This window comes from Streptomyces olivaceus (genome assembly GCF_000721235.1).
Classification (GTDB): Bacteria; Actinomycetota; Actinomycetes; order Streptomycetales; family Streptomycetaceae; genus Streptomyces; species Streptomyces olivaceus.
On record NZ_JOFH01000026.1, the window covers coordinates 39,594 to 64,169 of the forward strand.

The window sequence follows — 24,576 nt, forward strand, 5'->3', positions numbered from 1 at the left end:
ACCGGCGCGCCTACCAACCGGTCTTGCGGCTCAGCTGCCACATCATCATGATCGTCGACGGGTCCATGGCCTGTTCCACGCCCGAGATCTCCGTGCTGACGGCCACGTACTGCTTGCCCTGCCACAGGGGCAGCAGCCGTGCGTCGTCCACGATGATCTGCTGCGCGCGCTCGAACTCCCGCTCCACGTCGGCGCGGTCGCTCTCCCGGCGGGAGCGCGGCAGCAGCTCGCCGGTGATCTCCGGGGCCGGGTAGGGCGTGCCGAGCGCGTTCTGCTCACCCACGAAGGGGGCGATGAAGTTCTCCGCGTCCGGGAAGTCCGGGGACCAGCCGCGCCCGAACACCGGGTACTCGCCCTTCTGGTAGCCGGTGACGTACGTCTTCCAGGGGCGGCTTTCGAGGGTGATCTCGAAGAGACCGGAGGCGTCGAGCTGGCGCTTGATCTCCTTGAACCCGGTCGCCGTCTCGGAGCCGTAGCGGTCGCTGGTGTACCAGAGGGTGAGCGGGACCCGTTCGGTGATGCCGGCCTCGGTGAGCAGTTTCCGGGCCTTGGGGACGCTGGGGTCGCCGTAGTCGTCGAAGAAGCCCGTGGTGTGCCCGGTCAGGCCCTTGGGGACCATGGAGTACAGCGGGTCGACGGTGTCCTGGTAGACCTCGTGCGCGAGGGTCGCCCGGTCGACGATCTGGGCGACGGCGCGGCGGACCTCCCTGCGGCCCGCCCACGGGTCCTCGGGGTTGAAGACGAGGTAGCTGATCTCGGTGCCGCTGCCCTCGACGAGCCGGAGCGCCTCGTCCCCGGCGTCCTTGGCCTGCAGCCCGATGACGTCGTCGGCCGCCAGGCCGCGGTACGTCACCTGGATGTCGTCGTCGCGCAGCGCCTCGACCATGCCGGCGGAGTCCTTGAAGTAGCGGACGGTCACCGCGTCGTTGCGGCGCTCGGCGAAGCCCCGGTAGCGGTCGTTGCGCACGAGTTCGGCCCGCACGCCGTCCTCGTACGACCGGAGGGTGTACGGGCCCGAGCCGACGGCCTCGCCGTCCTCGCGCAGGGCGTCGGCCGGGTAGCCGCTCGGGTCGACGATCGACATGGCAGGCGTGGCGAGGACGAACGGGAAGGTGGCGTCGGGCTTGTCGAGGTGGAAGACCACCTCGCGCGCGCTCGGTGCCTGGACCCGTTCGAGGCTGCCGAGCAGGCCGGCCGGGCCGCCGTTGACGTCGATCTCCTTGATCCGGTCGATGGAGTGCTTGACGGCCAGGGCGTCGAGGCTGTGCCCGTTGGAGAAGGTCAGGCCCTCGCGCAGCTCGCAGCGGTACACCTGGTTCGCGGAGTCGGTCAACGCGCACTGCTCGGCCGCGTCGGGCTCCGGCGCGGTCGCGCCGTCCGGATAGCTGAGCAGCGTCTGGTAGACGTTCCGGAACAGTTCCCAGGAGCCGTCCCAGGAGGCGGCCGGGTCCAGGGTGCTGGGCGCGCTGGTCGTCCCGACGACGATCGGCCCGTCGTCCTCGGGGCCGTCGGGCGACAGGAGGCCGCATCCGGTGGCCAGCGACGACAGGGACACGATGGCCACCACCCGGCGCAGGCGCCGCTTCCGGTTGAACACGTGCGCGCTCCTCGATCCGCCGTACCAAGGGTCGGCAGACCATACCGCAGCGCCGAGCCGCCCGAACCCCCCTTCTGAGCAGGCCATTTGATCGTTTTGGGATGACTACGTTGTCATCGTGCGCGGGGTTCCGGAACGCGGACACGGGCGCCGTCGGCGGTCGACGGCGCCCGTGTCCGGGATCGGTCCGAGAGGTCCTCCGGGGCGCGATCAGCCCACGCCGGCGTTGAGGAAGACGCCTCCGTCGACGACGAGCGTCTGGCCGGTGACCCAGGCGGACTGCTCCGAGGTGAGGAACGACGCGGCGCCCCCGATGTCGGAGGGCACGCCGAGGCGGCCCAGCGGGTAGCCGGCGGCGGCCTCCTCCTCGCGGCCCTCGTACAGGGCGGCGGCGAACTTGGTCTTCACGACCGCCGGGGCGATCGCGTTGACCCGCACCGCGGGCGCGAACTCGTGCGCCAGTTGCGCGGTGAGGTTGATCAGCGCGGCCTTGCTGACGCCGTACGCGGCGATGAAGGGCGAGGGCGAGAGGCCGGCGACCGAGGCGATGTTGACGATCGCGCCGCCGTTGTCCTTCTGCCAGGCGTGCCAGGTGCGCTGGGCGAAGCCGAGCGCCGAGAGCACGTTGGTCTCGAAGACCTTGCGCGCGACGTTCAGGTCCATGTCGGCGATCGGCCCGAACACCGGGTTGGTACCCGCGTTGTTGACGAGGAAGTCGACGCGGCCGAAGGCGTCCATCACCCGCTCGACGGCGACGGCCTGGTGGGCCTCGTCGTGGGCCTTGCCGGCGACGCCGATGACCCGGTCGGCGCCGAGCTTCTCGACGGCCTCCTTCAGGGCGTCCTCGTTGCGTCCGGTGATGCAGACCCGGTCGCCGCGCGCGACCAGTGCCTCGGCGACGCCGTAGCCGATGCCGCGGCTGGCGCCCGTGACGAGCGCGACCTTGCCGGAGAGTTCCACAGCAGTCATTGTCCCGGTCTTCCTAGTCGAGCGGTCCGCCGGCCACGTACAGCACCTGGCCGGAGACGAAGCCGGCGGCCTCGCCGGTGAAGAAGGCGATGGCGTTGGCGATGTCGTCGGGCTCACCGACCCGGGCGACCGGGATCTGGGTGGCGGCGGCGGCCTTGAAGTCCTCGAAGCCCATGCCGACGCGCTCGGCGGTGGCGGCGGTCATGTCGGTGGCGATGAAGCCCGGGGCGACGGAGTTGGCGGTCACGCCGAACTTGCCCAGCTCCTTGGCGAGGGTCTTGGTGAAGCCCTGGAGGCCGGCCTTGGCGGCGGAGTAGTTGACCTGGCCGCGGTTGCCGAGCGCGGAGGACGAGGAGAGGTTGACGATACGGCCGAACCCGGCGTCCACCATGTGCTTCTGGCAGGCCTTCGACATCAGGAAGGCACCGCGCAGATGCACGTTCATGACGGTGTCCCAGTCCGAGGCGCTCATCTTGAACAGCAGGTTGTCGCGCAGCACGCCCGCGTTGTTCACGAGGACCGTCGGGGCGCCCAGTTCCTCGGCGATCCGCGCGACGGCCGCCTCGACCTGCGCCTCGTCCGAGACGTCGCAGCCGACCGCGAGCGCCCGGCCGCCGGCCGCGGTGATCTTCTCCACGGTGTCCTTGCAGGCGGCCTCGTCGAGGTCGACGACGGCGACGGCGCGGCCCTCGGCGGCCAGTCGTACGGCGGTGGCGGCACCGATGCCGCGCGCGGCTCCGGTGACGACGGCGACCCGCTGCTCAGTGGTGGACATCGATGCTTCTCCTCGTCCTGGTGATGCGGCCCGTGCGGAGCGTGCGCCCTTGGGTGAGCGACCGCTTAGTACCTTCCGCAGACGTGACGCTAGAAGCCCTGGCACCCGGTGTCAACGGGACGCCCGGCCGGTGTGATCCATTACCCGGCCGACGGGAGCGGCCCCCTGCGCCGCTCGCCCGATCGGCCCAGCGCTGCGGGCCGCCGGGCCACCGGGACCCTAGCGTCGAGACGCGACCCATTCGTGACCGGAAAGGAGGCGTCCATGCGCCGTCACACCGGTGCCGCAGGCATAGCCGTCGCGATCGCCGCGCTCGTGCCGCTGACCGACACCGCACACGCCGAGGGCCTGGAGGCCCGGAGCCCCGTCCACCAGGAGGCGGCCCCACCCGCCCTCGACGCCGATCCGGGCGGCCCGGAGCCCCTGTCCCCGGACGCCCTGCCCCAGGACTCCGCCGACGGGGGTCTGCTCGACGCGGGCGGAGCGGACCAGGGCGGGTACGCCGACGATCCGCCCGGCCCGGAAGGAGCCGGCCAGGACTGGTTCGGCCAGGAGGGGGTCGAGCAGGACGGGTTCGACGCGGGGCGCGTCGACGAAGGCCGCCCCGACGGGGGCCGGCTCGACGGGAGCGACCCCGGCGGGAGCCACCTCGGCGGAAACGGCATCGCCGGGAACGGCCTCGGCCAGGCCCGGCCGGACGGGGGCCGGCCCGAGCAGGGCGGGAACGGCGGGTCCCGGGAGGCGTACGAGGGCGCCCAGGCCGCGGCGCCGCAGCACTGGGCCTCGGACCCGACGATCTCCGCGACCTCCAAGCCGCGCCCCACCCCCACCGCACCGGCCCCCGCGGCCACCACGCCCGCCCCCGCCACCTCGGCGCCGGTGGCCTCTCCCACCGCCGCGCCGACCCTCGGTACCCAGGGCGGACTCGGCGGCGCCTCGTCCAACGGCCCGAGCGGCCAGGACATCGCGATCGGGCTGGGCTGCGTGGCGAGCGCCGCGCTGGCCGCGGGGTACGCGCTGCTGCGGCGGCGCCGCAACGCCTGACGCCGCGCCCGGACGAACGGCGCCACCGGGGACCCGCCGCGAACGGGTCCCGTCCGGGTGGACCACGGCGCGAACGCCACCCCGAACGCCACCGCGAACGTGCGCAGGCGGCGCGAACACGGTGCGTACGCGCCGCGTACGCCGGAGCAGGCAGCGGAGCAGACGGCGGTGCGAGGCCCGCCCCGCGCGGACCCGCCCGCCCGTATCCCCGCGCGCCTACCGCACCGGCACGGCCTACCGCACCAGCAGGTCGAGGAGCCGTTCCGTCTCGGCCGCCGGGTCGGCGGTGAGACCGGTGTGGACGGGGCCCGGCTGGACCACGGTGGAGCGGGGCGCGACCAGCCAGCGGAACCGGCGGCCGGGATCGTCCCCGGCCGCCTGGCCGGCCGCGTCCCCGCCGGCGCACACGCCCTCCACGGCCCGCAGCGCCGCCCGTACTCCGGGCAGGTCCGCATGCGGATCGAGGGCCAGCAGCCGGGTCTCGTCGAGGTGGGTGAGCGCCCCGACGTAGGACTTGGCGCGGCAGTACACGAGGACCCCCGCGTTGACGCGCTCACCGCGCTCGACGCGGGGCACGACGCGCAGCAGCGCGTACTCGAAGACGTGGCGGTCGCTCACCGGTCCCCCTCCGTGCCCTGTCCGACCCGTTCGTGGATCGTGGCGGCCCGGGCGAGCAGTGGCCGGGCGTAGGCCCGCCGAAGGTCGTCCGGCGTCGCGAACCCGGGCTCGTCGCGCAGCCAGACCTCGGGGATCTCGGCGGTGACCTCGGCGAGGAGGTCCTCGGTGACCAGGGGGGCGAGCGCAGCGGCGGCCGCGCGGACGTCCGGTGCGAAACGGGCGAGGACGTGGTCGGCGGCGTCGTAGGGGCGGGCGGCGGAGGTCTCGGCGCCGGGCCAGTTGTGGTGCCAGATCATGGTGGCGCCGTGGTCGATGAGCCACGTCTCGCCGCGCCACCGCAACAGGTTGGGGTTGCGCCAGGACCGGTCGACGTTGTTCACCAGCGCGTCGAACCACACGATCCGCCCGGCCTCCTCGGGGCTCACCTCGAAGGCCAGCGGGTCGAAGCCGAGGGCGCCGGAGAGGAAGCCCATGCCGAGGTTGGTGCCGCCGCTGGACTTGAGCAGGTCCTGCACCTGGGGGTCGGGTTCGCCGAGCCCGATGACCGGATCGAGGCCGACCGTCACCAGGCGCGGCACCCTGAAGCCCAGCCGCCGCGCGAGTTCGCCGCAGACCACCTCGGCGACGAGCGTCTTGCGGCCCTGCCCCGCGCCGGTGAACTTCAGGACATACGTCCCGAGGTCGTCGGCCTCGACCAGCCCCGGGAGCGAGCCGCCCTCGCGCAAGGGCGTGATGTAGCGGGTAGCGGTCACCTCGTGGAGCATGTCCCCAGGTCATCCATCTCTTCGGCCTCGCAGTCGACGATCGGCCGGAGGAGAGGCGGAAGGGTGGAGTCCACCCCTTGCCTGTTCCCCGCCTCCGGTACGAAGGGAGCATAGTAACCGCGGGTGATCGGCGGCGGGGAGCGTCCGGGCCCTCCGCCTCACCCGGCGCGCTCCGTCGCGAGGGCGTGCAGTTCCTCGACGCGCTTCCGGGTGACGTCGTCGGCCGGGACGTAGGTGACCATGCGCGGCCCCGACTGCGGTCCGAGCCAGAGGTCGGTGTGGTGCAGGACGAGCCGGCCGACGTACCGGTTGTGGTACTCCTTCCGCTTGGTGCGGTGGGCGACGACCTCGTGCCGGTCCCACTGGGCGCGGAACTCGGGAGACTGGTCGCACAGCCGCTTCAGCAGCACCTTCCAGGCCGGTTCCGCGAGGTGGCCGGCCATGGCGGCGCGGAACCGGGCGGCCATCAGCCGCTGCGTGTCCTGGAGGTCCACGATCGACGACTGCCACTCGGGATGGGTGTAGGAGAGGATGATGCAGTTGCGGTCCTCGGGCGGCAGCGCGTCGAGGTCGCAGAGGAGCAGGCCGTAGGTGCGGTTGTGGGCCAGGATGTCGTACCGGCCGTTCTGCAGGCAGGCCGGGAACGGCTCGACCTGTTCCAGCAGGGCGCGCAGGTCCGGGGTGACGACCGGGCAGACGGTCGCCGGACTGGGGTCGGCGGCGTCGGCGAGCCGGAAGAGGTGGCCGCGCTCGCTGGGGTCGAGCAGCAGGGCGCGCGCGATGGCGTCGAGGACCTGCACGGAGACCTGGATGTCGCGGGCCTGCTCCAGCCAGGTGTACCAGGTGACGCCGACGGCGGAGAGCTGGGCGACCTCCTCGCGCCGCAGGCCCGGCGTGCGGCGCCGCAGGCCCCGTGCCAACCCGACCTGCTCGGGGCTGATCCGCTCCCGGCGGCTGCGCAGGAAGGCGGCGAGCTCGTGCCGCCGCACCGTGCTGCTGCTCGGGCCGGTCGTGGCGTCGGCCGTACTCGTCATGGGTACCAGTCTGCCGCGCCCCCGAGCCTGTTGCCAGGTGTTCCCACTACCAGGACAAAGACACTCTGGTACCACCCTGGGCGGCGCGTCAGCCTCGGTGGCGTGACCGAAACCCTGATGTCCCGTACCGCCCGGCCGGTCCCGGCGCCCCCGGCGCTGACCGGCCCGGCCCTGTTCACCGTGCTGCTGGGCGCGGCACTCCCCCTCATCGACTTCTTCATCGTCAATGTCGCGCTGCCCGGCATCGCCGCCGGTCTCTCGGCGAGCGAGGCCATGCTGGAGCTGGTCGTCGCCGGTTACGGCGTGTCGTACGCCGTGCTGCTGGTCCTCGGCGGGCGGCTCGGCGACCTGTTCGGCCGGCGGCGGCTCTTCCTCGCCGGTATGGCCGCCTTCGGACTGACCTCGCTGGCGTGCGGGCTGGCGCCGGACGCGTGGTCACTGGTGGCGGGGCGGGTGGCGCAGGGCGCGTCGGCCGCGGCGATGCTGCCGCAGGTGCTGGCCACGATCCAGGCGACGACGTCCGGTCCGGGCCGCGCCAGGGCGATGAGCCTGTACGGGGCGACGGCGGGTCTGGCGATGGTGGCCGGGCAGATCCTGGGCGGTGTGCTGATCGCCGCCGACCTCGCGGGCACCGGGTGGCGTGCGGTGTTCCTCGTCAATGTGCCGGTGGTACTGGCCGGTCTGGTGCTGGCCGCCCGCGCGCTGCCGGAGACCCGCTCCCCGCGCCCGGAACCGGTGGACGTCCCCGGCACCGTACTGCTTGCGGTGTCCCTGATCACGCTGCTGGTCCCGCTCACGGAGGGCCGGGCGGCGGGCTGGCCGCTGTGGACGTGGGTGTCGCTGGCGGTGTCCCCGGTCGCGGCGGCGGGGTTCTGGGCAGTGGAGCGGCGCGCGGACCGCCGGGGGCGGACACCGCTGGTCCCGCCGAGCCTCTTCGCGCTCGTGTCGCTGCGGCGTGGGCTGCTCCTGCTCGTGCCGTTCTCCATCAACTTCAGCGGTTTCATGTTCGTCGTCGCGGTCGCGCTCCAGCAGGGCGCCCTGCTCTCTCCGGTGGCCGCCGGCCTGACGCTGGCGCCGATGGCGGTGACGTACTTCGCGGCGTCGATGGTGGGCCCGCGGCTGATCGTCCGGTACGGCAGCCGGGTGGTACCGGCCGGCGCGGTTCTCCAGGCCGCCGGTGTCGCGCTGATGGCGCTGGCCGTCTGGCGCTCCTGGCCGCACCTCGGGTTCCTGGTACTGCTGCCGGGCGCGGCCGTGGCCGGCTTCGGCCAGGGTCTGCAACTGCCCGTGCTCTTCCGCATGGTCCTGTCGGAGGTGGAGCCGGCCCGGGCGGGCGTCGGCAGCGGCGTCATGGTCACCGTCCAGCAGTCGGCCCTGGCCCTGGGCGTGGCCACCCTCGGCACCCTGTTCCTGTCCCTGGCCCCCGGCACGGGCATGCGCGACGCCCTGCTGACGACGCTGCTGGCACAGTTGGCACTGATCACCGCGACGGCCCTGCTGAGCCTGCGCCTGCCCCGCACGTTCGACTGACCGGGCGAGGGTTCGACGCTCCGAGACCCCGGCCCGGCCCGTGACCGAGTCCGTCCGTGACCGGGTGGGGCATCGACCGCCGGGTCCGCGCCGGGATCGACGACCGAGGTGTCAGAAGCGATCGAACAGCGTGACCACGCTCTTCGGTGCGTCCCGGCCGAAGAACACGTTCAGGTTCTGTGCCGAGCGGCGGGCGGAGTCGCTGCTCCGCGGGAACAGCCGCTCCTCGTAGGCGGCGAGCGCGACCTCGGCGTCGGGGTGCTCCACCAGCTTGCCCGCCAGGTCCGCACCGTCGAACATGGCGAGGTTCGCGCCCTCGCCGGCGAAGGGGGACATCAGATGCGCGGCGTCGCCGACGAGCGTCACGCCGGGCGACCTGTCCCAGCTGACGCCGACCGGCAGCGCGTAGACGGGCCGGAGCCGTGGTTCGGCGTCGCTCTCCGTCACGAAGGCGGTGAGCAGCGGCGACCAGCCTTCGAATGCGCCGGCGAGTTGGCGGAGGCCCGCGGACGGGTCGCCGAAGTCGATCGACCGCATCCACTCCTCGGGCCCGTTCAGCGCCACGTACCCGCGTACGCTCCCGTCGGCGCAGCGGTGGGCGATGACGCCCTTGCCCGGCGCGACCGCCATCAGGGTGCCGCTGCCGATCGCGGCGACGCTCGCCCGAGAGTTCCGGGCACCTGCGGTGAGGGCGATCTCGATGAAGCAGGTGCCGCTGTAGAGCGGCTTGGCGGGCGTGAGCAGTGAACGCACCTTCGACCAGGCGCCGTCCGCGCCGATGGCGATGTCGGCGCGCGCGGCGGAACCGTCCACGAAGGTGAGGTCGTGGCCGCCTTCCGGACGGGGCCGGATCGAAGCGAGTCTGTGCCCCCACCTGATCGTCCCGGGCGCCAGCGAGTCGATGAGCAGGCGCCGCAGTTCGCCGCGATCCACCTCTGGGCGGGCCGAGCCGGGGTCCGCAGGCCGGTCGAGCAGGACCGTGCCGTGGCGGTCGACCACGCGCTTGGCGTCTTCGCCCGGGCGGACGAGCTCGAGGAACTCGTCGTGGAGACCGGCTGCGCGCACCGCGACCTGTCCGGTCCCCTCGTGGATGTCGAGCAGGCCGCCCTGCGTACGGGTCGTCGCCGACGCCTCGGCCTCGTAGATCGTCACGGGGACACCGTGAACCTGCAGCACCCGGGCGAGCGTCAGTCCGCCCAGTCCGGCTCCGACGACGGCTGTGGTCTTCTGCATGCGGCGCTCCTCGTGGGCGCCGGCGCGGGGCCGGCGACGGTGTTCGCCGGGAAGCGGACGAGAGGTCCGGTCCCGGCCGGGAGACGCTCAACGAGCAGAACCAACTGCGTCGATGTACGGGCGATGTCCGGCGGTGAACCCGCGGAACCTCGCTTTTCGCGACGCTGCGACTATAACTCGGGACCCGCTTCGCGCAGCCAGGGCCTTCATCGCGACGCACCGCATCCGCGGGCCGGGCCACCACCTCGGCCACGTGACGAACCTGCGGGAGCCGATCGCGTGGGCGCCCGACGCGTGCGGCGGCCCCGACCCCGTCACCACCGCCCGGAAGGACCGGGACACCGAGCGCCCGCCAGCCTGGCCGACCCGACTCGGCCGCCTGCCGCACCGCGGGACGGAGTGCGCGCCGTAACCGGGTGTTAACGGAGTCCGTGCCCCGGCTCGGTGGTGAATTGGCGCCAGTTGTCGCCTTCGCGAACCGGCGGGCGGTGAATACCCGCCGGTCGCCGTTGACATGGTCATCTGCTCCGCCGAATGATTGGCTCCGCTTGCCTCACCCACGGGCAGGCGTCGCGGAGTACGCACGGTCACACCCTTGGCAACCGTTCCAGCACGGGAGAAGGCCACACTTGACGGCGACACACACCCCTCACGCCTCCTCACCCGGCTCGCAGGACGACGGCTTCCCTCCCCCGCTGTCCTTCGGGCAGGAGCGGCTGTGGACCCTGGCGCAGACGGCCGGCGCCGTCGCGGCGTACAACGAGCCGATGGCGTTCCGCATCCGGGGGCCGCTGGACCGCGCGCTGCTCGGCCGGGCCCTGGACATCGTTGTCTCGCGCCACGAGACCCTGCGTACCCGGTTCGTCGACGTGGACGGCGAGGTCCGGCAGGACGTCGGCCCACCGGAGTCCGGTCTCCCTCTGCGGGTGGAGGACCTGAGCGGTGCGCCCGACGCGGAGGCGCGGCTCGCCGATCATCAGCGCGAAGAATGCGAGACACCGTTCGACCTGCGCCGCGGCCCACTGGTCAGGGGGCGGCTCATCACCCTCGCACCCTCCGACCACGCGCTGCTGCTGACCCTGCACCACGCCGTCTCCGACGGCAGGTCCGGGCAGGTTCTGACGCGGGAACTCGGCGTGCTCTACGGGGCGCTCCTGCGCGGCGAGGAGCATCCGCTGCCGCCCCTGCCGGAGCAGTTCGCCGCCCACTGCCGCCGGCAGCGCGCGTGGGTGAACGGTCCCGAGGCGGCCGGTCAGGCCGGCTTCTGGCGGGAGTACCTGGACGGTGCGCCGCCCCTGCTCGCGCTCCCCACGGACCGGCCCCGGCCGCCGCGGCAGAGCCACGACGGCGACCGCGTCCACGTGCGGCTCGACGCCGACCTCACGGCGGCCCTGCGGACCGCCGCCCGCAAGGAGAAGTGCACTCTCTTCGCGGCCGTCCTGGCCGGCTGGCACATCCTGCTGTCCCGGCTCTCCGGGCAGACGGACGGTGTCGTGGGCATCCCTGTGGAGGGCAGGCGCGGTTCCGCGGCCTCCGGGCTGATCGGCTTCTACGTCAACTCGCTCGCCCACCGGGTCGACCTGTCCGGGAATCCGACCGGCGCCGAGGCGCTGCGTGACGTCCGCGCCTCGCTGCGGAGCGTGCTGCGGCACCAGGACCTGCCCTTCGCCCACGTGGTCGAGGCGGTGAACCCGCGGCGCAGCCTCTCCCACGGGCCGCTCTTCCAGACCATGCTGACCTGGGGCGCCTCGCGCAAGGACTTCCTGGAACTCGCCGGCACCCGGGTCGAGCCGCTGGCCATCGACTTCGCCCCCGCGAAGTTCGACTACACCCTGTACCTCCATGAGGAGGACGGCGGACTCGTCGGGTACCTGGACTACGCGCGGGCCCTGTTCGACCGCGGGACGGTTGAGCGGCACCTCCGCTATCTGACGCGTGTGCTGCGGCAGTTGGCGGACGACCCGGGGCAACGGGTCGCGGACCTCGTCCTGCTCGACGACCGGGAGCACGGCGAGCTGCTCGCCAAGGGCCACGGGCCGGTCGCCCCCTCCCCTGCGGCCGACCTGGTCGAGCTGTTCGAGGAGCAGGTCCGCGGGCGACCGCACGGACCCGCCGTGGTGGCCGGGGGGACACGGCTCGACTACGCCGAACTCGACCGGCGCGCGAACCGGCTCGCCCACTCCCTCCTCGCCCGGGGCGTGCGTCCCCAGCAGGTCGTCGGACTGCACTGCGGCCGCACGGCGGAACTGCTGGTGGGCATGTGGGGCATCCTGAAGGCGGGCGCGGCCTACCTGCCGTTGGACCCGGGCCAGCCGGCCGCCCGGCTGCGGACGATCGTCGAGGAGGCGACGCCCGCCCTGGTCCTCAGCGACCTCGGGGACCCGCCCGGGCCCTGGCTGCCGCTCGGGCAGGTGGAGGCCGAGGGTGAGCGCGACGATCCCCCGGGCGTGGCGATCGGGCCCTCCCACCTCGCGTACGTCATCTACACCTCCGGCTCGACGGGACGGCCCAAGGGTGTCGCCGTCACACACGGCAACGTTGTCAACCTGATCGGCAACTGGCTCGACCAGTACGGCGCGATACCCGGCGAGCCCTCCTCCGCGTGGGCGAGCATCGGTTTCGACGCCTCCGTGCACGAACTCTTCCTCCCGCTCACCACAGGTGCCGTACTGCACGTCGTGCCCGAGGACCTGCGCGGTGACCCGGAAGCCCTGCTGGACTGGATGCGCGAGCGGGAGATCGTGCACGCCTATCTGCCGGCGTCGTACATCACCTGGATCGACGAGGACCCCGGGGGCAGGCTGCGCGGCCTGGCGCTGCGTCAGGTGACGACCGGGGCGGAGCCCCTGCCGGAGATGGCGCTCCACCGGATGCGGGAGGTCCTGCCCGGCCTGCGGGTCTGCTACGTCTACGGGCCGACCGAGACCACCGTCTACAGCATCACCCACAACCAGCCGCAGGCCCTCGGCCGCAGGTGCCCGATCGGCCGCCCGGTCCGCAACACCCTCGTCCACCTGCTGGACCAGGGACGCCGTCCGGTGCCGCCGGGTGTCACCGGCGAGGTGTACATCGGCGGGGCCGGTGTGGCCCGGGGGTACCTGAACCGGCCCGACCTGACCGACGAGCGCTTCCTGCCCGACCCGTTCGTCCCCGGCGGGCGGGTCTACCGCACCGGGGACCTGGCGCGGCTGCTGCCCGACGGTGACTACGAGTTCGTCGGCCGCGTCGACGACCAGGTCAAGCTCCGCGGTTTCCGCATCGAGCCCGGGGAGGTCGCGGCGGCCCTGCGCGAAGTCCCCGGGGTCACGGAGGCCGCGGTGCTCGCCGACCGCGACGAGGCGGGCGAGACCCGGCTGGTGGCGGGCGTGGCCCGGGCCGGCGGCGGTTCGCCGCTGCTGCCCCACGAGTGGCGTGCCGCGCTGTCGGAGCGGCTGCCGGACTACATGGTTCCGTCGCTGTTCGCCGAGTTCGAGCGGCTTCCCCTGAACCGCAGCGGCAAGCTGGACCGCCAGGCCCTGCTGGCGCATGCCCGCTCGGCGCTGTCCGCGGCCCAGGTCAACACCCATGCGCCCCGCGACCGGGTCGAGATGTCGCTGTACCGGATCTGGCGGCAGGTACTGGTGCACCCCGGCATGGGCATCACCGACGACTTCTTCGCGGTCGGCGGCACGTCCCTGTCCGCCATCAAGGTCGCGCACCTGGTCCGTGAGGAGTTCGGTCACGATCTGCCGATACGCGAGGTGCTGGAGCATCCCACGATCGAGCGCCTGGCGGCACGGGTCCGGGAGGGCGTACCTGCGAAGGGCGACGACTCGCTGATCGAGTTCCGCGCGGGCGGCGGCGCGGGACGGGTGGTGTGCGTCCATCCCGCGGGCGGTACGGCCTTCTGCTACCTGCCGTTGGCCACGGCCCTGCCCGAGGGGATCGGCGTCCAGGGCGTCCAGGCCCTGGGGCTCAACCCGGGCGAGGAACCGCTGGCGTCCGTGGAGTCCATGGCGGAGCACTATCTGCGGCTCGTCCGGCCGGAGCCGGGCGAGGCGCTGGTGCTGTGCGGACTGTCCTACGGCGGTCTGGTCGCGCACGAGATGGGGCGCCGACTGGCCGAGGCCGGTCACGACCGGTCCGCCGTGGTCCTGCTCGACACGCACGGCACCGACGACCCGGCCGAGCGGGCCGCGTTCGCGCCGGTGGGCGCGGACGACTTCCGCGCGAGGCTCGTCCGCTTCAACGGCATGTATCCCGGCATCGACGACGCCCAGATCGACCGGTACTTCCGGATCTACAACCACAACCGGGCCGCCGCCCGCGACCACACCCCCCGGTCCACGGCCGCTCCCCTGCTGCTCGTCCAGGCCGACGCGGAGGCCCCGAGCCCCGCGGAGGCGGCCGCGGTGGAGGAGAGGCAGCGCCGCTTCTGGGGGGAGCGGGCCCTGGCCGGCCTGGTGGTCGAGCGGGTGGAGGGCGGCCACTGGGACGTGCTGGAGGGTGAGCGGGTGTCCCGTATCGCCGCACTGATCACTGACGAACTCGCCCGGCTCGACGGCCGGTCCGTATGAACCACACCGCCAGAGGCATGATGCGAACACCTGCCCTTTCCACCGGTCTGGCCCGTGCCGTGCACGAGCGGGCCGGGCTGACTCCGCACGCCCCGGCCGTGAGCGACGGCGGCCGGACACTGGACTACGCCGCGCTGGACGCCGAGGCCGCGGGCGCCGCCGCCGCGCTGCGGGCCCTGCGGGTGGGGCCGGGCGACGCCGTCGCCGTGGCTCTGCCCCGCAGTTGGCAGCTCGTCTGCGTGATGCTGGGCGTCCTCCGGCTCGGCGCCCGCGTCGTGCCCGTGGACCTGCAGAGTCCTGCGGAGCGCCGGGACCACGTCCTCGCGGACTCCGGCGCCGTGGTGCACGTGCACACCGGTGACGCGCCGCACGGTCTTCCGCCGGGCGTCGCCGCCGTACCGGTGGACGGACTCCTCCGGGACGGGCGGGACGCCGTGGACCGGCCGTCGCCGCCGGACACCGCCCCACCGGTCTCCTTCGTCTTCTACACCTCGGGGACCACGGGCCGGCCCAAGGGCGTGGAGGTCCGCGACGCCGGCATCCTGCGGCTGGCCCGGCCCGGATACCTGCGGCTGGAGGAGACGGAGCGCTTCGCCTGCCTGGCCAACCCCGCCTTCGACGCGCTGAGTTTCGAGGTCTGGGTGCCGCTGCTGACCGGCGGCTGCTGCGTCGTCCTGGCCGACGACGACGTCCAGTCGCCGGAACGGCTGGCCGAGGTCCTGCTGCGCGAGCGCGTCGACACCGCCTTCGTGACCGCGGCCCTGTTCAACGCCGTCGTCGCGACCGTCCCCGACTGCTTCGCGGGCCTCGGGCAGCTGCTGATCGGCGGGGAGCAGCTCAACGCCCGGGCGGTCCGCTCCTGGTACCGCCACAACGCCGGCAGCGGGACGCGGCTGTACAACGGCTACGGACCGACCGAATGCTCGACCTTCGCCCTGTGCCACCCCATTCCGCGCGACCTCGACACGCCGGTGGTGCCCATCGGGCGGACGCTGCCGGAGACCGGCGCGACGCTGGTGGTGCCGGGCACCACCCGCGAGGCCGCGCCCGGCGAGGTGGCCGAACTCCTGCTGTCCGGCGCCGGTCTGGCCGCCGGATACCGCAACCTGCCCGAGGAGAGCGCACGCCGGTTCGTGCCGCTGTCCCGTCCGGACGGACCGCCCGTCGTCCACTACCGCACCGGTGACCTGGTACGCCGTGACGCGCGGGGGGACATCGAGTACATCGGGCGCGCCGACCGCCAGGTCAAGGTACGGGGCTTCCGCATCGAACCCGGCGAGCTGGAACAGCGGATCCTCGCCCACCCGGCCGTGCGCCAGGCCCATGTGTGCACCCGCCGGGCCGGGGGTGACGGACCGAACGAGCTGCTGGCGTACCTCGTCGTGGATTCCGCGCTGACCTGGGCGGAGTTCGACCGGCACCTGGCCGCCCACTTGCCCGCGTACATGCGGCCGCACCACCTGTACCGGATCGACGCCGTGCCGCGGACCGCCAACGGCAAGGCCGACCAGGCCGCGCTGCTGGCGCGTACGGATCCGCCCTGGCGGCCGGACGGCGACGCCGCCGAGGTCACCGACCCCGTGCAGCGGGAGCTGCTGGAGATGGCCGGCCGGGTGCTGGGCCTGCCGGATCTCCGGCCGGGCGACACCTGGATCGCGTGCGGCGGCGACTCCCTCACGGCGTTGCGGCTGCGCTTCGAGATCCGGCGGCGCTGGAACCGCGACCTGCCGCAGAGCCTGGTGCTCCGCGGTGACCTCGCCGCACTGGCCGAAGCCGTCCGGGCGGCCCCCGACACCGATGCTCCCGGATACCCCTCCGCGTCGGCGGCCGGGGCCGGGTCCGCCCCCGCGACCAGCGAACAGCAGCGCCTGTGGCTGATCCAGCAGCAGTCGCCGCACTCCCGGGCCTACGACGTCCGGCTGGCCTTCGCCGTCGAGGGGGAGGTCGACGTACCCGCCCTGCGCCGCGCGTCCTCCCGGCTGGTCGCCCGGCATCCCGCCCTGCGCACCGCGTTCGAGGCGGCACCCGAGGGGCTCCTCCAGGTGGTCGGTGAGCCGTACGACCCGTGGGTGCCGGCGGAGCGGCCGCACGCGTCGCCCGGCGTCGTCGCGGGCGGTGTGCCGGATCCCGGCGCGCCGCAGGACGCCTTCTTCGCGGAGCCCTTCGACCTGTCCCGGCCCCGCATGCTGCGGATGGGCCTGCTCCCGGCGGAGACCGGCTCCGGCTCGGTGCTGCTCCTGCACCTGCACCACATCGCCGTCGACGGCTGGTCCGTGAACGTCCTGCTGCGCGACCTGTCGGACGGCTACGCCGCGGCCCTCGCGGGCGGGGAGGACGCCCCGGACCGCGCCGCCCCGGCGCCCACTCCGCTCGACTTCGCCGTCTGGCAGGAGCGGTGGCGGGCCGAACCGGCCTACGACGCGCTGCGCACCGGGCTGCTGGCCCACTACGCCGATCGCACCGAACCCGGGCGGGCGGTGCCGCAGCCGGCGCCCCACCCGGCGGACCGCCCCGGTGCGGCGCTGCTGCACACGCAGCTGGACGTGGTGCGCCGCGCGGCTCTCGACCGGCTCTGCGGCGCCGCGGGGCTGACCCGGTTCCAGGTGCTGCTCGCCGTCTACGCCTGGGCGTTGTACGGGGTGACCGGCGACGCCCGGCCCCGGGTCGCGGCACCGGTCGCGGGCCGTCCGGTGCGGGAGTTCGAGGACAGCGTCGGCATGTTCGCCAACACCGTCCTGCTTCCGCTGGACGTGTCCCCGCGGCGGGAACTGCGGCAGGAGCTGCTGCGACTGGGGCGGGACACGCAGGAGGTGCTGGAGCGGCAGGACGTCGCGCTCGCCGACGTCGTCCAGGGGCAGGGTCCCCGGCGCCGGGCGGGTTCCCCGTTCGACTTCCTCTTCGTGCTGGAGAACACCGACTTCGATTCGCTGGAGCTGCCCGGCTGCGAGACGTCCCCGCGATGGCCGGTGCCCGCCGGGGCCAAGTGCCCGGTGACGCTCTCGGTGATCGAACGGCCCGACGGCCTCGCCTGCCAGTGGGAGTACGCGCCGGAGCACTTCACCCCCGAGCGGGCCGCCGCGCTGGCCGAGCTGTTCCGCCGAGGAGTGGACGCCCTCACCGAAGAGCACTCCGCGACCGGCACCGTGGCCGACCTGGTCGCCGGCCACCGCGGCTCGCTGCCCGAACCCGGACGCGGCGAGTCGCGTGCCTGGGCCTGGACGACGGTCGCGGAGGGGTTCGCCCTGCAGGTCGCGAGGACCCCGTCGGACCCGGCCCTGATGACCGCCGAGGGGCCGGTCGACTACCGCACGCTGGACGCCTGGGCGGCGGCGCTCGCCGCCGACCTCCGTGCGACGGCCGGGGCACGGGACGCCGAAGGGCCGTGCCATGTCGCCCTGTTCCTCGAACCGTCCGTCGAGCACGTGGTGGCGCTGCTGGCCCTGGCCCGGCTGAACCTGACCGCCGTGCCGGTGGACCCGTCGTACCCGCCCGCGCTGCTGCGGCAGATCCTGGAGCAGACCGACCCGCTGTGCGTCCTGCTCCCGCCCGGCGACCAGTCCGCGTTCGACGCGGTGGACCCAAGAGGCAGGCTGGGCCTGCCGCGGCGCACGGTGACCCTGTCCGCGGCGCCGGACCCGGCCCTTCCCGTCCCCCCTCACCGGGGCGAGCGCCCCCTGTACACCCTGTTCACCTCGGGATCGACCGGAACCCCCAAGGGCGTACGGGTGTACGACCGGACGCTGTGCAACCTGCTCCAGTGGCAGGCGGCGTCGGGCGGGCTGGGCAGCGCGGCGGCTACGCAGCAGTTCTCCATGCTGTCGTTCGACGTGTCGTTCCAGGAGATCTTCGGCACCTTGTGCTCCGGTGGCTGCCTGCATCTCGTACGGCCCGGTCTGCGCCAGGACGTTCCCGCGCTCCTCGACCGGCTGGAGGCGGCCGGCATCGAACGCCTCTTCCTGCCGTTCGTGGCGCTGCAGATGCTCGCCGAACACGCCGTGCACCTCGGCCGCTACCCGTCGCGGCTGCGCGAGGTGGTGACCGCCGGGGAGCAGCTGGTCTCCACCGACGCCGTCCGCCGCTGGTTCGCCGGGATGCCCGGCTCACGGCTGTTCAACCAGTACGGGCCGACCGAGACCCACGTCGTCAGCAGCCTGTGCCTCGACGGCGACCCCTCCCGCTGGCCGGAACGGCCGGCCATCGGCGGCCCCGTCGCGAACGCGGTGCTGCACGTCGTCGACGAGGCCGGACTGCCCGTGCCGCCCGGCTGCCCGGGCGACCTGCTCCTCGGGGGCGTGATCGACGCGCCCTGCTACCTGGGCGACGGCCGTCTGAACGAGGAGCGGTTCACCGAGCTGCCCGGACAGGGCCTGTTCTACCGCAGCGGCGACCGCGCCCGGTTCGACTCCGACGGCCTCCTGCACTTCCTGGGACGCGCCGACGACCAGGTCAAACTGAGCGGCCACCGGCTGGAACCCGGCCAGGTGGAGGCGGCCCTGCTGCGCCACCCCGCTGTCGTGGGGGCCGTCGTGGCCGTCGACGGTGGGGAGCTGGTGGCGTGCCTGCGGTGCGGGGACGCCGCGCCCTCGCCGGCCGAGCTGCGAGAGCACCTGGCCGGTCTGCTGCCCGCGCACGTGCGGGTCGCCCGTTACCGGCTGCTCGCCGAGCTGCCGCGCACCCCGAGCGGCAAGCTGGACCGGGAGGCCGCGCTGCGCGCCCCGTCGCGGGAACTGCCGGGCGCCCACCGCGCCGCCGACGGGCCGTCGTCCGGGCGGGAGGCCGCACTCGCCGCCGCCTTCGAGGAGGCGACCGGGTCGGCCATCGGGCCGGACCAGACCTACTTCGAGGCGGGGGCGTCCAGTCTCGACCTGATGCGCTTCCACCTGCGCTGCACGACCGTCCTCGGGCTGCCGCTCACCGTCGCCGACCTCTTCGAGCACGTCACCGTGCGCCGGCTGGCGCGGTTCCTCGACACGGACGCCGGAGCCGGCACGGGTGGGGGTGCGGGTGCGGGTATGAGTACGGGTACGGCCACGAGTACGAGTGTCGGTGCGGGTACAGGCGACCATGCGGGGGCCGGTGCGGGCGACCTCACGGGTGCCGCTGCGGGTGCCGAGGGGATCGCCGTCGTCGGGATGGCGGTGCGCGCGCCGGGTGCCCCGGATCTGGCCGCCTTCTGGGAGCTGATCGCCTCGGGGGCCGGCGGCATCGAGTACTTCGACGCGCCCGAGGGCGTCGTGGGTGCCCGCAGCCAGATGGACGGGCTGCTGGCGTTCGACCCGGAGCGTTTCGGCATCAGCCGCCAGGAGGCGCGGCTGATGGACCCCCAGCAGCGGCACCTCCTGATGGCCTGCGTCGAGGCGCTCGCCCACGCCGGACTCGCCGACACCGGTGCCGCGCGCGTCGGGCTGGTGGCCGGGGCGGGCGAGAACACCTACTTCCAGGCCATGCTCCGCGAGGCCGACCCCGCGCACCTCCCCGACGGCTTCCAGCTCGCCCTCCACCACGACAAGGACTTCCTCGCCACCAAGGCGGCCTACCACCTCGGGCTGACCGGCCCGGTACTCGCCGCCCAGACCGCGTGCTCCAGTTCCCTGGTCGCCGTGCACCTCGCTGCGGGGATGCTGCGCCAGGGGGACGCCGACGTGATGCTGGCGGGCGGCGTCCTGGTCGACACCTCGCTCTCCCAGGGCTACCGCTACCGGCCGCAGCACATCCTCTCCGCCGACGGCCACTGCCGGCCGTTCAGCGACGACGCCGACGGCACGGTCGGGGGCAGCGGCACCGGCGTGCTCGTCCTCAAGCCGCTGAGCCGGGCGCGGGCGGACGGGGACACCGTGTACGCGGTGATCACGGGCTCGGCGGTGAACAACGACGGGTCCGCGAAGCTCGGTTACAGCGCTCCCTCTCTGGCCGGTCAGCGCGCGGCCGTCCGTACCGCCCTGCGCCGCAGCGGCCGCCCGGGCTCGGACGTCGCCTACGTGGAGGCGCACGGCACGGGCACGCGTCTCGGCGATCCGGTGGAGGCGGAGGCCCTGCGACAGGCGCTCGGTACGACGGAGCCGGACCACTGCGCCCTCACCTCGGTCAAGAGCCAGATCGGCCACCTGGGAGCGGCGGCCGGAGCCGTGGGCCTGATACGGGCCGTGCTCTCGGTCCACCACGGCGTCATACCGCCCACGCGCGGGTTCCGCGCCCTCAACCCGGAGATCGGGCCCGACCCTACGCCGTTCTACGTGCCGACCGAGGCGCTTCCCTGGCCCGCGCGGCGGGACCGGGTGGCCGCGGTGAGCAGCTTCGGCATCGGTGGCACCAACGCCCATGTGGTGCTGGAGGGAGGCAGCGCGGCCGGGCCGCCGCCGGACGCCGCGGACTCGGGCGCCGCGGACCAGGAGGTCGTGCCGCTCGTCGTGCTCTCCGCGGCCGGTGCGGTCCGGCTGCGGTCGGACGCCTCGCGGATCGCGGACTACCTGGAGCGCAGGCCCGAGGCCTACGGTCAGGTGCTGCGTCACCTGCAGGCGGGCCGGCCGCAGGAACGGCTGCGGGCAGCCGCCGTCTGCCCCACCCCGCTCAGCGCCGTCGACTGGCTCCGCGCTGCGGCGGCCTCGTCCGCCGAGCCGGGTGCCGGGGAGAGGCCGGCGGCGCCACCGCGGGATCCGGTCGCGGCCGCGGAGTGCCGGTCCGTGTCGGAGCTGGCCGACGCCTGGCTGGCGGGACGCACCGTGGCGTGGCCGGAGGGCTCCGCCCAGGCACCGTGGGACTTCCCACCGCCGTCGTTCGACCTCGCGGACTTCCACTTCGGCCGGGCGTCCGCCGCGCACTCCGCGCCGGCACCGTCCGGGGCCCTCGCGGCGGCACGGACGCCGGAGCGCCTTCCCGAGGCGCAGTGGCTGCACCAGCCGCAGTGGGTGCGCCTGCGCCGCGCGGCCACCGTTCCCCGCGGCGACCGCGCCCGCACCCTCGTCGTCGTCGCCGAAGGCCCGGCGGACGCCGCCCTGGTGGACGCCTTCGCCGCCGGTCACCGCCGGGTGGTGTGGGTCAGGGCGTCGGCGGACCGGGCCCGAACCGGAGCCGACCGCTTCGAGGCCGACCCCGCCGACCCCGCCCACCTGCGGTACGTCCTCGACGCCGTCACCGAGGACGGCCCCCCGGGCGTCGACTGGGTGCACATGCTGCCGCTCTCGGTGGACGGGCCCGTACACGCGACGAGCGTCGACCGGGCCGCCTGGGCCTGCCTGGACACCCCGGCCGCGCTGCTGCGGGCGGTGTCCGGCAGGCCGTACGCGGCGCTGCTGAGGCCCTGGTGGGTGTCGCGCGGGGCCAGGCCGGTCCACGGTGACGTCAGCCGGCCGGAGACCGCCCTCCTCGCCGGTGTCACCGAGGTCGGACCGCAGGAGGGCGCCCCGCGCGGCCACTGGGTCGACCTCCCCGGCACCGGCGCCTGGGCGGCGCAGCTGGCCGCCCTGTTCGCCGAGCCGGAGACCGCAGGCCTGCCCCGGCAGCTGGCGCTGCGCCAGGGCTGCTGGTGGGAACAGGTGCTCCTGCCGGTCGCCGCGGCCCCGGACCACGAGGGCGAGCCACTGCCCGCGTCCGAGGGCGACCACCTGATCCTCGGCGGCACCGGCGGCCTGGGCACCGGCATCGCGGCGTGGCTGCTCGCGCACACCCCCGGCCGGGTGCTGCTGCTGTCGCGCCGCCCACGGCTTCCCGAGGTGCTCGCCCCCTGGGCGGAGCGCGTGGAACTGGTCGACGCCGACCTGGCGGCCGAGCCGACCGCCGAGGTCGCCGAGCGCATCGCTTCGCGCACCACCGGGCTGGCCTCCGTGGTGCACGCGGCGGGCGTCGCGGCGGGCGGGCTGGTGGCGCGGCGCGACGCCGAGGACATGCGGAAGGCCCTCGCACCGAAGCTGCGCGGGGCGCTGCTCGTGGAGCAGCTGATCGAGGAGCACCGGCCGGCCCTCGCCGTCTACTGCTCGTCCATGTCCGCGCACCTGGGCGGCGTGGGCCAGTTCGACTACGCCGCCGCCAACGCGCTGCTCGACGCCTTCGCGCGGTACGGCGGGCCGGGCGGGGGCACGACCGCCCGGTCCGCGCTGGCCTGGGACGTGTGGCGGGAGACCGGCATGGCGGTGCGGACGCTGCACTCCGACGCGCGGCACCGGGCGCACCTCGGCGTGGGTCTGACCGTCGACGAGGGGCAGCGGGTCTTCGCCCGCGCCGTCGGGCTCGGCCTGCCGCACCTGCTGGTCTCCACCACGGACGTGGAGGAGTCACGCGTCTTCTACGAGGGCGCCGGTCACGACGCGTCCGGTGTTCCCGCCGCCCGGCTGCCGGGGGCGCCGGCGGGAGACCGGGCTCCGGCGCCGGACTCGGCGCGGAAGCTGCTGGCCGAGCAGTTGTGCATCTTGCTGGGAGTCGACCGGCTCGACCCGGACGCGTCGCTGTACGACCTGGGAGCCGATTCCCTGACCCTGCTGAGCGTGATCGAGGCGGTCGACCGGAGCTTCGGCGTCGAACTCGACCTCGGCTCCCTCAGCCACCGGGTCAGCCTCGACGAGATCGTGGCGCGGCTGGACGAGGCCCGCGGCGAGGCGGACCGGACGCAGGACTCCCAGGACCACCTGAACCCGGAGGAGGGCAAGGACGAGGACGGGGACGGGGACGGGGTGACGCTGACGGTCTGGCAGCAGGGCGCCGGGCGCGACGTCGTGTGCCTGGTGCATCCGGTCGGCGGGGACGTCCAGGCCTACCGTTTCCTGGCGGCCGAGATCGACCCGGGGGCGACCGTGGCCCTGATCGCCGACCCGGGCCTGCGGGGCCGGGAACTCCCGCGGTGGACGATCGCCGAGCGGGCCCACCACTACCTCGCGGCCCTGCGGGCCCGCTTCCCCGAGACCACGTGGCGATGGCACCTGGCCGGGTGGTCGTTCGGGGCCTGGGTGGCCGCCGGCATGGCGGCCGAGGCGGAGTCCGCGGGGCGGCCGGCCCGCTCGCTGCACCTGCTCGACCCGCCGCCGCCCGGCAGCGGCGCGGTGTTCCAGGAGTACGACGAACGGCAGTTGAAGACGGTCTTCGCCGCCGAGCTGGGACTGGGCGGCGAAGAGACCGGGCCCGGGAGGCAGGCGGACACCTACGCGGACCGCCTCACCCGCTGCTGCGTGGCCAACCTGCACAGCATGGCCGGTCACCGGCTGCCCCGGATCACCGTGACGGCCACCCGGCTCTGGCTCGCCCAGGACCCCGTCGAGGGCCTGCCGTCGCTCGGCACCCCCGTGGAGCAGCGGGCCCGTTGGCGTGCCCACCTGCCGGAGCCGACGGCCTCGGAGGTGCTGGACACGACGCACTACGGCGTCGTCCGCCCTCCCCATGCCGCGGCCGTGGCGCACGCGGTCAACGAGGCCGTCCACGAGGCCGTGGCCGAGGGCCCGACGGACGGGTCCGCCGCCCGCTGACACAGCCGTACCCCGCAAGCCGCGCCGCCCCACCACCACTTCCGCCCACCACCCCCTGAGGAGAACGCGATGGAAGCCTACGAACTCGCCGCGCTGGAAGCCGTCACGACCAGGCCGCCGAGGGCCTACGAGCACATCTCCGTGACCCCTCTGACCCCCCTCACCGGCGCCGAGGTCACCGGCGCGGACCTCTCCCGGCTCAGCGACGCCGCGCTGGCCGAGATCAGGACGGCGTTCCTCGACCATCACGTCCTGGTCTTCCGCGACCAGGAGATCACCACGGACGAGCACAAGCGCTTCGCCGCCCACTTCGGTGAGCTGCGGCCGGTCAACCCTCCGCCGCCCGAGGGCGACCCCGTGGTGCTGGAGATCAAGACCAGCGCGGCGGCGGGCAACGTCGCGGGCAACGCCTGGCACGCCGACGGCACGGCCGACCTCGAACCGTCGCTCGGCTCGATGCTCTACATCACCGAGACGCCGGAGGGCGGCAGCGGGGGTGACACGCTGTTCGCCAACATGCACCTGGCCTACGAGATGCTGTCGCCCACGATGCGCGGCATCCTGGACGGCCTGACGGCCATTCACGACGGCGCGCAGAGCTTCCGCGGCTACAGCGTGCCGCCGAACTACGAGGTCCCGGTGAGCGAGCACCCGGTGGTGGTGCGGCACCCCGAGACCGACCGCCCGATCCTGTACGTCAACCAGGCCTACGTCTCCCGGATCCCGCAGCTCTCCGAGCAGGAGAGCGACGCCCTGCTCCAGATGCTCTTCGCCCTCGTGCCGCAGCGCCCGCTGCTCACCTGCCGGGTCCGCTGGACGCCCGGCACGCTGGTCTTCTGGGACAACCGCTGCGTCCAGCACCACGCCACCTACGACTACTACCCCCGTACCCGCTACGGCCGGCGGGTCGCGATCAACGGCGGTCCGCTGAAGGGCTGGTAGCGGCGCGTCCCGGCCCGTTTCCCGTACCGGTCGCCGGTCCGGCGCGGGGAGCCCCGGCCGGGTGC

Annotated in this window: 12 protein-coding genes; 5 read left to right on the plus strand and 7 right to left on the minus strand. The window is 74.1% G+C overall.

Annotated features, from left to right (window positions below):
• Positions 1-10: 10 nt before the first annotated feature.
• The 3 genes from IG94_RS0126430 to fabG form a co-directional block, all read right to left on the minus strand.
• Complete coding sequence (locus tag IG94_RS0126430) at positions 11-1,597, minus strand: ABC transporter substrate-binding protein (RefSeq protein ID WP_031042200.1); 1,587 nt, start codon at positions 1,595-1,597, stop codon at positions 11-13.
• 210 nt (positions 1,598-1,807) lie between these two features.
• Positions 1,808-2,566 (minus strand): SDR family oxidoreductase, encoded by a 759-nt coding sequence (locus IG94_RS0126435; protein ID WP_031042203.1) that lies wholly within the window; start codon positions 2,564-2,566, stop codon positions 1,808-1,810.
• Between the two features lie 13 nt (positions 2,567-2,579).
• Positions 2,580-3,341 (minus strand): 3-oxoacyl-ACP reductase FabG, encoded by a 762-nt coding sequence (fabG, locus tag IG94_RS0126440; RefSeq protein WP_031042205.1) that lies wholly within the window; start codon positions 3,339-3,341, stop codon positions 2,580-2,582.
• Positions 3,342-3,605: 264 nt separating this feature from the next.
• On the opposite strand from fabG, the gene IG94_RS0126445 reads away from it, so the two are divergent.
• A complete protein-coding gene (locus IG94_RS0126445) occupies positions 3,606-4,385 on the plus strand; it encodes a hypothetical protein (protein WP_031042208.1) in 780 nt (259 codons plus the stop codon).
• 234 nt (positions 4,386-4,619) lie between these two features.
• On the opposite strand, the gene IG94_RS0126450 is transcribed toward IG94_RS0126445, so the two are convergent.
• The 3 genes from IG94_RS0126450 to IG94_RS0126460 all read right to left on the minus strand — a co-directional run bounded on the left by IG94_RS0126450 (position 4,620) and on the right by IG94_RS0126460 (position 6,801).
• On the minus strand, positions 4,620-5,003 hold the full coding sequence (locus IG94_RS0126450) for a DUF3037 domain-containing protein (protein WP_031042210.1): 384 nt from the start codon (positions 5,001-5,003) through the stop codon (positions 4,620-4,622).
• On the minus strand, positions 5,000-5,767 hold the full coding sequence (locus tag IG94_RS0126455) for a HipA family kinase (protein WP_031042212.1): 768 nt from the start codon (positions 5,765-5,767) through the stop codon (positions 5,000-5,002). The genes IG94_RS0126450 and IG94_RS0126455 overlap by 4 nt, the downstream gene beginning before the upstream one ends.
• A gap of 158 nt (positions 5,768-5,925) precedes the next feature.
• Positions 5,926-6,801, minus strand: a complete 876-nt coding sequence (locus IG94_RS0126460; RefSeq protein WP_031042214.1) for a helix-turn-helix transcriptional regulator — start codon at positions 6,799-6,801, stop codon at positions 5,926-5,928.
• 102 nt (positions 6,802-6,903) lie between these two features.
• Here IG94_RS0126460 and IG94_RS0126465 point away from each other — a divergent pair, with 102 nt between their 5' ends.
• Complete coding sequence (locus IG94_RS0126465; protein WP_107060692.1) at positions 6,904-8,331, plus strand: MFS transporter; 1,428 nt, start codon at positions 6,904-6,906, stop codon at positions 8,329-8,331.
• Between the two features lie 111 nt (positions 8,332-8,442).
• Here IG94_RS0126465 and IG94_RS0126470 read toward each other — a convergent pair whose 3' ends face one another.
• Positions 8,443-9,564, minus strand: a complete 1,122-nt coding sequence (locus tag IG94_RS0126470; protein WP_031042218.1) for an FAD-dependent oxidoreductase — start codon at positions 9,562-9,564, stop codon at positions 8,443-8,445.
• A gap of 629 nt (positions 9,565-10,193) precedes the next feature.
• Between IG94_RS0126470 and IG94_RS0126480 the strand changes: the two genes are divergently transcribed.
• From IG94_RS0126480 to IG94_RS0126490, 3 genes are all read left to right on the plus strand, one after another.
• Complete coding sequence (locus IG94_RS0126480; protein WP_031042224.1) at positions 10,194-14,120, plus strand: non-ribosomal peptide synthetase; 3,927 nt, start codon at positions 10,194-10,196, stop codon at positions 14,118-14,120.
• 17 nt (positions 14,121-14,137) lie between these two features.
• The gene (locus tag IG94_RS0126485; protein WP_052410859.1) at positions 14,138-23,569 is read left to right on the plus strand and encodes a non-ribosomal peptide synthetase; all 9,432 of its coding nucleotides are present in this window, start codon (positions 14,138-14,140) and stop codon (positions 23,567-23,569) included.
• A 69-nt stretch (positions 23,570-23,638) separates the two neighbouring features.
• Complete coding sequence (locus IG94_RS0126490; protein WP_031042238.1) at positions 23,639-24,511, plus strand: TauD/TfdA dioxygenase family protein; 873 nt, start codon at positions 23,639-23,641, stop codon at positions 24,509-24,511.
• Positions 24,512-24,576 lie beyond the last annotated feature (65 nt).